Genomic DNA, 12,339 nt, shown 5'->3' on the forward strand with positions numbered 1-12,339 from the left:
CGCACCAGGCCCTGGGCTCAGGCCAGCACGAGGTCCCAGCGGATCTCCCCCGTCCGGCTCTCCCCCGGGGCGAGCTCGACCAGGCCGTGGCCCGGCACGCCGTCGGCCCGGAGGGTGAACGCGTCGTTGGCGTTGCTGACCGGCTCGACGGCGACGAAGGGCCGGCCGCGCGGGGCGTAGACCACGAGGTGGGAGAAGACCTCGTCGGCGTGCATCTGCACCTCGACCCCGGACCGCGGCCACACCATCCGCACCGGGTCCCTCCCGCGGCGTCCGGTCAGGCAGTCGTCGAGGGGCGCGTCCCCGAGGAGGCGCAGGCTGCGGTGGTCCACGGCCGCGCGCAGCGGTCCGGCCGGGCCCGTCGCCATGCCTCGCTCGAGGGGGTAGCAGCGCTCGAAGGGCAGCTCGAGCTCGATCTCGCTCGCCTCAGGGTCCAGCAGCCCACGCCGGAAGAACGGGTGGTGCCCGAACCCCGCCGGGAAGGTCTCGCCGTCAGCGTTGGTCAGCGTCGTGCGCACCACCACCCGCGGCCCGACGACGGCGTAGGTCACCTCGGCGCGGAAGGCCCACGGGAAGTTGACCCCCACCACGGCCGCCGCGTCGAAGGTCAGCGTGACGGACTCGGCGCTCTTGTCGGCGACCTGCCAGGGCCACTCGTGGGCCGCGCCGTGGATCGCGGTCCCGTCCAGGGAGTTGGGCCGCAGCTGCCAGGTGCGGTCCCCGTCCCGCAGCATCCCGTCGCGGACCCGGTTCGAGAACGGCACCAGCACGTAGCTCGCGCAGCGCGGGTACCGGCGCAGCCCCTCGGGGCGGGTCGGGCGCAGCAGGTCCACCCACCGGTCCCCGAGCCGCACCTGCCCGAAGGCCAGCGACGCCCCGGTGCCGGGCAGCACCCCCAGCCGCCAGTGGTCGTTGCCGACGGTCAGGACCTCAGGGCGGGCCGGCGCCACGGCGTCGTCCCCCTCAGAGGTATGCGGTCACACGGACGGTGGCCCCGGGCGCCGCGTAGGGGACCTCGTTGCCCTCGATCTCGACGCCGTCGACCGTGAGGCGGGCCCGGGCGCCGTCGGCCCCCGAGTTCGTGACCGTGATCTCGTAGGTCGCCCCCCGGGCCACGCGGCGCACCGTGAACTCCGGGACCTCGGGGCCGATCTGCGGGTCGACCACGAGCCCCTCGTAGCCCGGTCGCACGCCGAGCAGGTGCTGGCTCACGGTGACGAAGTTCCAGGCCGCGGTGCCGGTCAGCCAGGAGTTCTTGGCCTCGCCGTGCCGCACGGCCTGCTTGCCCGCGATCATCTGCGCGTAGACGTAGGGCTCGAGGCGGTGGACGTCGCTGATCTCCTCGCGGTAGGCCGGGGTGATCCGCTTGTAGTAGTCGAAGGCCCGGGCTCCGCGGCCCAGCACCGTCTCGCCGATGATGACCCACGGGTTGTTGTGGCAGAAGATGCCGCCGTTCTCCTTGTACCCCGGCGGGTAGGTCGAGACCTCACCCAGCTCGATCCGGTACGTGGTGTAGGCCGGGTACTGCAGCACCATGCCGTGGTCGGTCGCGAGCAGCTCGTTGACCGCGTCGAGGGCCTGCACCGCGGGACCCGTCGCCACGCCGTCGGCCTGGCCCTCGGGGCGCTCGACGCCGATGCCGGCCATCACCGCGAAGCCCTGGGGCTCGATCCAGATCTTGCCCTCGTCGTGCTCGTCGGTGCCGATCTTGTTGCCGAAGTAGTCGTAGGCCCGCAGGAACCAGCGGCCGTCCCAGGCGTGCTCGAGGACCGCGGCGCGCATCTCCTCGACCGCGGCCCGGGCCTCGGCGGCGACCTCGGTGAGCCCCCGACGCTCGGCCAGCTCGGCGTACTCGGCCCCGTAGAGGACGAACTGGGCGGCGATGAAGACCGACTCCGCGGCCCCGCCACCCTTGTTCTCGGTGGTCTGGAAGGACTCGCCCGGCTCGCTCGAGAAGCAGTTGAGGTTGAGGCAGTCGTTCCAGTCCGCACGCCCGATGAGGGGCAGGCCGTGCGGCCCACGGTGGTCGACCGTGTACCGGAAGGACCGTGTGAGGTGCTCGAACAGCGAGTCGGCCAGGGCCGGGTCGTTGTCGAAGGGCACCTCCTCGTCGAGGATCCCCCAGTCGCCGGTCTCCTTGACGTAGCCCGCGACGCCGGCGATGAGCCACAGCGGGTCGTCGTTGAAGCCGGAGCCGACGTCGTTGTTCCCCCGCTTCGTCAGCGGCTGGTACTGGTGGTAGGCGCTGCCGTCGGGGAACTGGGTGGCCGCGATGTCCAGGATCCGCTCGCGGGCCCTCTCGGGCACCAGGTGCACGAAGCCCAGCAGGTCCTGGTTCGAGTCGCGGAAGCCCATGCCGCGGCCGATGCCCGTCTCGAAGTACGAGGCCGAGCGGGACATGTTGAAGGTCACCATGCACTGGTACTGGTTCCACACGTTGACCATGCGGTCGAGCTTCTCGTCGCTCGAGGAGACCGAGTACGTCGACAGCAGCCCGGCCCAGTGCTCGCCCAGCCGCGCGAAGGCGGCGTCGACCTGCTCGGTGGTCGCGAACCGGCCCAGCAGCGCGTGGGCCCGCTCCTTGTTGACCACCTGGTGCTCGTCGTCGGCCCACTTCTGGTCCTGCGGGTTCTCGAGGTAGCCGAGCACGAAGGTCACCGTGCGGGACTCCCCCGGCGCGAGGTCCACGTGCAGGTGGTGCGAGCCGATCGGGTACCAGCCGCTCGCGACCGAGTTTGTGGCCTTCCCGCGCAGCGGCACCTCGGGGTCGGCCAGGCCGCGGTACACCCCGCCGAGGAAGGTCTCACGGTCGGTGTCGAAGCCCGTGGCCCGGGTGTTGACCCCGTAGACGGCGTAGTGGTCGCGGCGCTCGCGGTACTCGGTGCGGTGGTAGATCGCGGTGCCGTGCGGGCCCTCGGGCTCGACCTCGACCTCCCCGATCGACAGGTTGCGCTGGTAGTTGGTCTGGTCGTCCTGGGCGTTCCACAGGCAGAACTCGACGTAGCTGAACAGGTCGAGGGACTTGTTCTCCTCGGAGGTGTTGGTGACGGTGACCTTCTGCACCTCGGCGTCCTCGCCCATCGGCACGAAGAACAGCGACTCGACGCGCACCCCGCGCCGCTCACCGGTGATCCGGGTGTAGCCCAGGCCGTGGCGGGTCTCGAAGTGGTCGAGCTCGGCCTTGACCGGGGTCCAGGACGGGGTCCACAGGTCCCCGCCGTCGTTGACGTAGAGGTAGCGGCCACCCTCGTCGGTGGGCACGTTGTTGTAGCGGTAGCGGGTCAGCCGGCGCATCTTCGCGTCGCGGTAGAACGAGTAGCCCCCGGCCTGGTGGGAGATCAGCGAGAAGAACTGCTCCGAGCCCAGGTAGTTGATCCACGGGTAGGGGGTGTGCGGCGTCGTGATGACGTACTCGCGGGTCTCGTCGTCGAAGTGCCCGTAACGCATGGTGCTGCCTCTCGTGGAACCCCGCGGGGCGGGAGCGCTCCCACGGCCGTTCCACCATACCCGAGCAAGCACCCGTGACCAAGCATCTTTCACCCCCGCCCCCACCTCATGCAGCGCCCGTCACGTCCCGATAAGGCATGGGATGACCACGACAGACGATGTGCGACGGACGGACCACCCCGAGGGCGCGCACGGGATCATCCCGACCCCGCGCGGCGAGATCGACCCGGCCACCCTGGGCGGCCCGCCGTCGGCCGCCCCCACCAAGCGACCGCGTCGGCAGTGGGGGGCCGAGAAGCCCCGACCGCCGCTGCCCGTGATCGACCGGCCCGCCCGGCCGTCCTCGACCTGGCTCGGCGGCCTGGCCCTGGTGCTCACGGTCACGGCCTGGGCCGTCTACATCGCGCAGACCGTCATCGGGCAGTTCATCGACAACGGCTTCAACGACAGCCGCTTCCTGGGCCAGACCATCGCGTACGTGCTGGTCATGAGTCTGCTGACGTTCTCGGCCTTCAACTACCTGCTCGCCCGCCAGGGGGCCCTGTACCGTTCGCGCGGGCACGTGCGCGTGCCCCGCGCCGAGATCGACGCCTTCATGGCCGAGACCCGGCCGAGCATGACGGTGCTGGTCCCCTCGTACTGCGAGGACCCCGCCGTCGTCCGCTCGACCCTGCTCTCGGCGGTGCTCCAGGAGTACCCGGGCCTGCGGGTCGTGCTGCTGCTGGACGACCCCCCGAACCCGGGGGACGCCGCCGCCGTCGAGAGCCTCGTGGGCTGCCGCGCCCTGCCGGGCGAGATCATGGCCACGTTGAGCGAGCCCCACACCCGGTTCGCGGCCTCGCTGCGCATCCACGAGGCCGCCGCGGCCGACGGGGGCGCCAGCTCGACCGACGACCTGCGCGCCCTGGCCAAGGACTTCGTCTGGGCCGCGCAGTGGCTGCGCGACCAGGCCACCGCCTACCCGCGCGCCTCCCACGCCGACGACTTCCTCGCCGACGAGGTGCTCGGCGGCCTCGCGCAGGACTTCGAGATCACCGCCAAGGCCCTGTTCGGCGCCCTCGACCACGGCGCCATGGTGCCGGCCGAGCGGCTCAGCCAGCTGTGCCGCCGTCTGGTGTGGACCTTCGAGGCCGAGGTCAGCTCCTTCGAGCGCAAGACCTACGCCCACCTGCCGCACGACGCCAACAAGGCGATGAACCTCAACGCCTACATCGGGCTGATGGGCCGCAGGGTCCGTCAGATCGAGACCCGCATGGGCCTGGTCCTGCGCGACACCACCGACGAGGACGGCTGGGAGATCCCGGACAGCGACTACCTGCTGACCCTCGACGCCGACAGCGTGCTGCTGCGCGAGTACTGCCTGCGCCTGGTGCACCACCTCGAGCTGCCGGGCAACGAGCGCATCGCCGTGACCCAGACCCCGTACGCGGCCTTCCGCGGCGCGACCACCCGCCTCGAGCGGATCGCCGGGGCCACCACCGACATCCAGCACATCCTCCACCAGGGGCTCACCTACTTCGGGGCGACCTTCTGGGTCGGCGCCAACGCCGTGATCCGCAAGGTCGCCCTGGACGACATCGTCGAGGTCTCCTACGTGGGCGGCCAGGAGGTCCGGCGCTACGTCCAGGACCGCACCGTCATCGAGGACACCGAGTCCAGCATCGACCTCATCGCCCACGGCTGGACCCTGTTCAACTACCCCGAGCGCCTGAGCTACAGCGCGACCCCGCCGGACTTCGGGTCCCTGGTGGTCCAGCGTGCCCGGTGGGCCAACGGCGGGCTGCTCATCGCCCCCAAGTTCTTCCGCTACGCCCGCCGCGAGCGCAAGGCCGGCCACCGCGTGCCCCGGGCCGCGATCGCCCTGCGCTTCAACTACATGGCCTCGATCTGCTGGGCGAGCATCGGCCTGGTGTTCCTGCTGGTGTTCCCCTTCGACGACCAGCTGCTCAGCCCGCTGATCGTCGCGGCCGCGGCGCCCTACTTCATCGCGATGAGCTCGGACTTCAAGCGCCTCGGTTACAAGCGGACCGACGTGTTCCGCGTCTACGCCTTCAACCTCGTGCTGCTGCCGGTCAACCTGGCCGGGACCCTCAAGTCCCTCCAGCAGGCCGCGGCCAAGTCCAAGATCGCCTTCGCCCGGACCCCCAAGGTCAGCAACCGCACCGCGGCCCCCGCGCTGTACGTGCTCGCGGCGTACCTCATCGCGCTGTTCTCCTTCTGGACCCTCGCGAACGACGTGATCGACCGGAACTGGACCAACGGCACCTTCGCCCTGGTCAACGGGGTCCTCACCACGTACGCGATCGTCGCGTTCATCGGGGTGCGCAACTCGATCGTCGACATCGTGCTCGGGATGGTGCACTGGGTGCGCGTCCCGGCCAAGGAGCGCACCCCGCGCCGCACGGCCGCGGACGTCGCGCAGGAGGGCCCGCCGCCCGTCGACTGGGAGGCGGTGCTGTACTTCGGCCCCGACCACGAGACCGCCCCCGACGCGCGACCCAAGGTCGCCATCACCTCGGCCCCGCTGCCCCGACGCGGGGACACCCGCGCCCGCCAGCGCACCTGAGGCCGCCCCTCCTCGTCCCCCTGACCTCCCCCTGACAGGACCGGCACCCCCGATGAGCACTCCCGCCCTCGCCCCCCAGCGCCCCCGCACCCGCGTCTCCTGGCTGCGCGTGCTCCTCGTCCTGGTCTGCACCGTCGCGGTGAGCTGGGGCGGGTACCGCACGGTCTCGACGGCGGTCACCCAGCTCGACGAGCCCGACCCCGCCGTCTTCGCGGCCTACGTGGACGTCACGGCCTGGCCGCCCTACCCCTTCGAGACGCCGAGCGGGCCCGAGGAGGCCAACGTCATCCTCTCCTTCGTGGTCGCCGACCCCGAGCAGGCCTGCGCGCCCAGCTGGGGCGGGTACTACTCCCTCGACGAGGCCGCCTCGGAGATCGAGCTCGACCGACGCGTCTCCCAGCTGCGGCTGACCGGCGGGCAGGCCCGGGTGTCCTTCGGCGGGCAGCTCGGTACCGAGCTGGGCACGGCCTGCACCGACACCGCGGACCTGGTCGAGGCCTACCAGGAGGTCATCGACCGCTACGAGCTGACCAGCATCGACCTCGACCTCGAGGGCCCGACCCTGCAGGACGTCGAGGGGGCCGAGCGCCGCGCCGCCGCCATCCAGCAGATCCAGGAGGAGGCCGCCGCGGCCGACGAGCCGCTCGCGGTGTGGCTCACCCTGCCGGTCGCGCCCACGGGCCTGACGGCCGAGGGCCTCGGGGCCGTGACCACCATGCTCGCCGCGGGGGTCGACGTCGCCGGGGTCAACGGCATGACGATGGACTTCAACGTGGTGACCAGCGAGTCCGCGCCGTTGTCCGACGTCGTGGTCGAGGCCTCCAAGGCCCTGCACGGCCAGGTGCGGACCGCCTTCGCCGACGCCGGGCAGAGCCTCAGCGAGAACGACGCATGGGCCAAGGTCGGCATCACGCCGATGATCGGCCAGAGCGACTTCGCCGACGAGGTCTTCACCGTCGAGGACGCCGAGGTGGTCAACCAGTTCGCGCAGGACGTCGCCGTCGGGCAGGTGGCCATGTGGTCCCTCAACCGCGACTCGACCTGCACGGCCCCGCTGCCCACCGTCCTCACGGTGGTGCAGACCTCGTGCAGCGGGATCGACCAGAGGGCCTCGCGCTTCGCCGAGGTGCTCTCGGCCGACCTCGCCTCGAGGCCCGCGGTGGCCGCACCCGAGAGCGAGCCGAGCGAGAGCCCCGCCGTCGTGCCGGCGCCGATCCCCGGCCAGGCCGGAGAGGTCGTCGACGACCCGGAGACCAGCCCGTTCCCCGTCTGGGACCCGCTGGGCACCTACCCGGGCGGCACCAAGATCGTGTGGCAGAAGCAGGTGTACCAGGCCAAGTACTGGACCTCGGGCGTCACGCCGGGGTCGGCCGGGGCCGGTGGGGACGCGCCGTGGACCCTCGTCGGGCCCGTGCTGCCGGGGGACACCCCCGCGCCGCTGCCCACCCTGCCCGAGGGCACCTACCCCGCCTGGGACCCCGAGGAGCCGTACACCGCCGGCACCCGCGTGCTGCTCGACGGCGTGCCCTACGAGGCCAAGTGGTGGTCCCAGGGCCAGGAGCCCGGCACCCCCGTCCAGGGCGGCTCGCCCTGGGTCCTCATCCTCCCCGGCGCCTGACCCCTCCCTCTCTCCCTCCCCACCTCTCTCGTGTCAGAACCACGGATACCCCTGGGTACCTGGGGTTCTGACACGAGGTGGGGGTGGGAACGGTCGTTGGTCCTGTCGGGGCGGGCGCCGGGTGGCTAGCCTTCGTGCAAGGGCCACTCCGACGAGGGAGATCCGTCATGGACCAGGCGACGACGCCGAGGATCCGCACCGTGGCCCTGGTCGGCCACAGCGGGGTCGGCAAGACCACGGTGGCCGAGGCGCTGCTGCACCGCGCGGGCGTGATCCCCCGGGCCGGGCGCGTCGAGGACGGCACCACGGTGTGCGACACCGATCCCGAGGAGATCCGCCGGGCGATGTCGCTGACCCCCGCGGTCGCTCCGCTCGAGTGGACGGCCACCGACGGCCAGACCTACGCGATCACCCTGATCGACACCCCGGGCTACGTGGACTTCGCGGGCGGGGTCGATGCGGCCCTCGCCGTCGCGGACCTCGCGGTGGTCGTGGTGAGCGCGGTCGACGGCGTGGAGGTGGGCACCGAGGCGGTGTGGCGCCGCTGCGCCGAGGCCGGGGTGCCGCGGCTGGTCTTCGTCACCAAGGAGGACAAGCCGCGGGCCGACTTCCACCGGGTCCTGGAGCAGCTGCAGGACGTCGTCGGGCCCGGCCTGGTCTGCCTCGAGCTGCCCCTGGGTGAGGAGGACGCCTTCCACGGGGTGGCCGACGTGCTCTCCGACCAGGGCTTCGCCTACGACGCCGACGGCACCCACCACCTCGAGCCCCTGCCCGAGGACGTCGCCGTCGAGGAGCGCGCCCTGCACGAGCAGGTCACCGAGGAGATCGTCTCGGGGGACGACGAGCAGCTCGAGCGGTACCTCACCGGGGAGGTGCCCAGTGCGGCGGACCTCGAGCGGACCCTCGCCCACGAGGTGCTCGACCAGGTGGCCTTCCCGGTGCTGGTCGGCTCGGGGACCACCGGGGTGGGGATCGACCGCCTCGCGGACCTCATCGGCGAGCTGGGCCCCGGGCCGCGCCCGGTCGAGGTCGAGATGGGTGCGACCTCCCTCGAGGTGGTCCCCGACCCTGACGGCGAACCCCTGGTGCACGTGTTCCGCACGGTCACCGACCCCTTCGTCGGGCAGGTGTCCCTGTTCCGCGTGCTGAGCGGCACCGTGCGTCAGGACGACCGGCTGGTCAACACCACCACGGGGCACGAGGAGCGCCTGCACGGCCTGTTCCGGCTGCGCGGCACCGAGCACCTGCCGGTCGAGACGGTGCCCGCCGGGGAGATCGCCGCCGTCGCCAAGCTCGCGGACTCCCCGAGCGAGTCCCTGCTGGCCGTCCGCGGGCGCCCTGTCCGGCTGCCCGCTCCCCCGCGCCGTCCGCCGTCGTACGCGCTCTCCCTGGTGCCGGTCACCCAGTCCGACGACGACAAGCTCGCCGGGGCCCTGCAGCGGCTCTGCGCCGAGGACCCGACCCTGGTCGTCGACCGGGTCGTGGACGTGCGACCGGTCCAGACGGTGCTGCGCGGGCTGGGTGACCTGCACCTCGCGGTCGCGGTCGAGCGGCTCGGGCGCAAGCTCGGGGTGCAGGTGACGACCGAGCCGGTGCGGGTGGCCTACCGCGAGACGATCGCGGGGGCGGCGCAGGCCGAGGGCAAGGTCAAGAAGCAGTCGGGCGGGCACGGGCAGTTCGCCGTCGTGCAGCTGCGGGTGCGACCCGCGGAGCCGGGCGCGGGCAGCACCTTCGTGGACTCGGTGGTGGGCGGGGCCGTACCGCGGCACTACCTGCAGGCCGTCGAGCGCGGGGTCATGGAGGCGCTGGCGGCGGGCGGACCGCACGGCTACCCCGTGGTCGACGTGGTCGTCGAGTGCTACGACGGCAAGCACCACGCGGTCGACTCCTCGGACATGGCCTTCCGGACCGCGGCCGGGAACGGGGTGCGCGAGGCCCTGGCCCGGGCCGGGACGGTGCTGCTGGAGCCGGTGCACGAGGTCGAGGTCCTCGTGCCGAACGAGCTGCAGGGCGAGGTGCTGGGTGACCTGTCGGGCCGTCGCGGACGGATCAGCGGCTCAGACCTGCTTCCCGACGGTCGCTGCTGCATCCAGGCGCTGGTCCCCGAGGCCGAGCTCGCCCGCTACGTGCTCGACCTGCGTTCCCTCACCGGCGGCCGCGGCACCTTCACCACGGCCCCCGCCCACTACGCCCCCGCCCCCACCCCGGCCCTGACCCCCTGAGACCGGGCCCAGCCCGCGACTCTCGTGTCAGAACCTCAGATACCTCTGGGTACTCCAGGTTCTGACACGAGCTCGGTCTGGTGTCGTGTCAGAACCTCAGATACCCCTGGGTACTCCAGGTTCTGACACGAGTTCAGGATGCCGTTCGGGCGGGCGCGTGGTGTGCTCTCGGGGCTACTCGTCCACCGAACCTCCGGAGTCCCCATGCACCGCCGTCTCGCCGTCCTGACCTGCGCCGCCGCCCTGGCGCTGACGGCCTGCAGCGCCGACGCCCCCGACGACGTCGAGATCGACGGCACGACGGTCACCAGCCCCGACGCCTCCACCGAGGGCGACGCCGTCGAGGGTGAGGAGGGCGCCACCGATGACGAGGGCCAGGACGCCGTGCCCGGGGCCGGACCGAGCCCCGCCCCTGGCGAGTGCGTCACCCTCGAGGTCCCCGAGGACGGCATCTACACCGTGGCCGACGCCGGCACCGCGACCATCGGCGTCGAGGGTGACCGCCTCATCGTGGGCGGGATCAGCCCGGCCGCCGGCTGGGAGCACGAGGTGACCGACGAGGACGGCGACGACGTCGAGGTCGAGTTCCGCCGCGAGGGGACCGAGCTGGACCTCGAGGTCGAGCTCGAGGACGACGAGGTCACCGCCGAGCTCTGCCGCGACGACGACTGACCCCATCCACCCAGCCTCGTGTCAGAAGCTGGGATACCCCTGGGTACCTGACCTTCTGACACGAGGGCACCGTCTGACACGAGGTCGGCGGGTCAGCCGGTGTAGACGGCGATGGGGCAGCCGTCGAGCTGGTGCACCGCGACCTCGACCTCGTAGACCGCGCGGAGCACCTCGGTGCAGATGATCTCCGCGGGGGTGCCCTGGTGGGCGACCACCCCGTCCCGCATGGCGACCACGTGGTCGGAGTAGCGGGCCGCGAAGTTGATGTCGTGCAGCACGACGACGATCGTCCGCCCGAGCTCGTCGGCCGCACGCCGCAGCAGCCGCATCATGGCTACCGCGTGCCGCAGGTCCAGGTTGTTGAGGGGCTCGTCGAGCAGCACGTAGTCGGTGTCCTGGCACAGCACCATCGCGACGAAGGCGCGCTGGCGTTGCCCGCCCGAGAGCTCGTCGAGGAACCGGTCGGCGAAGGGCTCGAGCTCGAGGAAGTTCAGGGACCGGGCCACGTGCTCGGCGTCCTCGGGGGTGGGCCGCCCCTTCGACCAGGGGAACCGCCCGAAGGTGACCAGGTCGCGCACGGTGAGGCGCGCGGTGAGGTGGTTGTCCTGCCGCAGGGTCGCCAGGCGCCGGGCCAGCACGTCCCCGGGGGTGCGGGTCACGTCGAGGCCGTCGACGGTCGCCGACCCGGCGTCCATCGGCAGCAGCCGACTCACCATCGACAGCAGGGTCGACTTGCCCGCGCCGTTGGGCCCGATGATCGACGTGATCCCGCCGCGGGGCAGGCGCAGGTCGACGTCGTCGACGACGCGGACCGTGCCGTAGGCCTTGGTGGCCCCCGTGACCTCGATCATCGTCGGCCCCCGCGCAGCAGCAGGACGATGAACATGAGCCCTCCGAGGAAGTCGATGATGACGCTGAGCGCGGTGTCCAGGGAGAAGACCCGCTCGAGCACGGTCTGACCGCCGACCAGGCACAGGGCGCCCAGCAGGACGGCCACGGGCACGACGGCGCGGTGCCGGTGGGTGCCGGCCAGCAGGTAGGCGAGGTTCGCGACGAGCAGCCCGAAGAAGGTCACCGGACCCACCAGCGCCGTCGAGACCGAGACCAGCACGGCCACGACGACGAGCACCCGGGTCACCACGCGCCGGTGGTCCACCCCGAGCATGGTCGCGGTGCCCTGCCCGAGGAGCAGGACGTCGAGCCGGTGCCGGTCCTGCCAGGCGAGCACCGAGACCCCCGCCACCATCAGGGTCGCGGCCCCCAGGAGGGTGGGGTCCACGGCGTTGAAGCTCGCGAAGAAGGAGTCCTGCAGGACGGCGAACTCGTTCGGGTCGATGAGCCGCTGCATGAAGCTCGACAGGCTGCGGAACAGCACCCCGAGGATGATCCCGACGAGCAGCAGCAGGTGCAGGCTGCGTCGCTCCCCGGTGAACAGCCAGCGGAACAGCAGCCCCGCGAACCCGACCATGAGCACGACCTCGATCACGAACCGCAGGTTCGGGTCCACCCCCGCCAGCCGCGCCGACCCCAGGGCGAACAGGAGCGTCGTCTGGAGCAGCACGTAGAGGGCGTCGAAGCCCATGATCGAGGGGGTGAGGATGCGGTTGTCGGTCACGGTCTGGAACAGCACCGTGGACACGGCGATCGCGTAGGCCACCAGGAGCAGCGCGAGCAGCCGCACGCCGCGGAAGGGCAGCACGAACCCCCACGCCCCGCGCGCCTCGACGGTCATGAACGCGACGGTCGCGAGCACGAGGGCGACCGCCAGCCCGACCGTGACCCACCGGTGCCGCGGCCAGGCCCGCCAGCCGCGC

General features: G+C 72.0%; 8 protein-coding genes. 4 read left to right on the forward strand and 4 right to left on the reverse strand.

Going from position 1 to position 12,339, the window contains the following annotated elements; all coding sequences use genetic code 11:
* Nucleotides 1-17: 17 nt before the first annotated feature.
* Both L0B03_RS01410 and L0B03_RS01415 read right to left on the reverse strand, forming a co-directional pair.
* On the reverse strand, nt 18-950 hold the full coding sequence (locus L0B03_RS01410) for an aldose epimerase (RefSeq protein WP_250443119.1): 933 nt from the start codon (nt 948-950) through the stop codon (nt 18-20).
* 13 nt (nt 951-963) lie between these two features.
* Nucleotides 964-3,447: a GH36-type glycosyl hydrolase domain-containing protein gene (locus tag L0B03_RS01415; RefSeq protein WP_250443122.1), complete on the reverse strand. Its 2,484-nt coding sequence runs from the start codon at nt 3,445-3,447 to the stop codon at nt 964-966.
* A gap of 142 nt (nt 3,448-3,589) precedes the next feature.
* Here L0B03_RS01415 and L0B03_RS01420 point away from each other — a divergent pair, with 142 nt between their 5' ends.
* The 4 genes from L0B03_RS01420 to L0B03_RS01435 all read left to right on the forward strand — a co-directional run bounded on the left by L0B03_RS01420 (nt 3,590) and on the right by L0B03_RS01435 (nt 10,525).
* Entirely contained in the window at nt 3,590-6,013 is a 2,424-nt protein-coding gene (locus tag L0B03_RS01420; protein WP_250443125.1) for a glycosyltransferase family 2 protein, read from the forward strand.
* A gap of 52 nt (nt 6,014-6,065) precedes the next feature.
* A complete protein-coding gene (locus L0B03_RS01425; RefSeq protein ID WP_250443128.1) occupies nt 6,066-7,631 on the forward strand; it encodes a chitinase in 1,566 nt (521 codons plus the stop codon).
* A 167-nt stretch (nt 7,632-7,798) separates the two neighbouring features.
* Nucleotides 7,799-9,853, forward strand: coding sequence for an elongation factor G (locus tag L0B03_RS01430; RefSeq protein WP_250443130.1), 2,055 nt, complete (start codon nt 7,799-7,801; stop codon nt 9,851-9,853).
* Nucleotides 9,854-10,057: 204 nt separating this feature from the next.
* Nucleotides 10,058-10,525 (forward strand): hypothetical protein, encoded by a 468-nt coding sequence (locus L0B03_RS01435; protein ID WP_250443132.1) that lies wholly within the window; start codon nt 10,058-10,060, stop codon nt 10,523-10,525.
* Between the two features lie 92 nt (nt 10,526-10,617).
* Here the strand turns inward: L0B03_RS01435 and L0B03_RS01440 are convergent, their stop codons facing one another.
* The gene (locus L0B03_RS01440) at nt 10,618-11,376 is read right to left on the reverse strand and encodes an ABC transporter ATP-binding protein (protein WP_250443135.1); all 759 of its coding nucleotides are present in this window, start codon (nt 11,374-11,376) and stop codon (nt 10,618-10,620) included.
* Nucleotides 11,373-12,339: iron chelate uptake ABC transporter family permease subunit (locus tag L0B03_RS01445; protein WP_308199975.1), on the reverse strand; the 967-nt coding region annotated here is incomplete at its 5' end. The genes L0B03_RS01440 and L0B03_RS01445, both read right to left, overlap by 4 nt.

This window comes from Actinotalea sp. C106, assembly GCF_023630195.1.
Taxonomy (GTDB): domain Bacteria; phylum Actinomycetota; class Actinomycetes; order Actinomycetales; family Cellulomonadaceae; genus Actinotalea.

Bases quoted from the DNA above. Each gene is read 5' to 3' on its own strand.
- L0B03_RS01420 (WP_250443125.1), top strand. From the start codon at position 3,590: ATGACCACGACAGACGATGTGCGACGGACGGACCACCCCGAGGGCGCG.
- L0B03_RS01440 (WP_250443135.1), bottom strand. From the start codon at position 11,376: ATGATCGAGGTCACGGGGGCCACCAAGGCCTACGGCACGGTCCGCGTC.
- L0B03_RS01415 (WP_250443122.1), bottom strand. From the start codon at position 3,447: ATGCGTTACGGGCACTTCGACGACGAGACCCGCGAGTACGTCATCACG.
- L0B03_RS01430 (WP_250443130.1), top strand. From the start codon at position 7,799: ATGGACCAGGCGACGACGCCGAGGATCCGCACCGTGGCCCTGGTCGGC.
- L0B03_RS01425 (WP_250443128.1), top strand. From the start codon at position 6,066: ATGAGCACTCCCGCCCTCGCCCCCCAGCGCCCCCGCACCCGCGTCTCC.
- L0B03_RS01435 (WP_250443132.1), top strand. From the start codon at position 10,058: ATGCACCGCCGTCTCGCCGTCCTGACCTGCGCCGCCGCCCTGGCGCTG.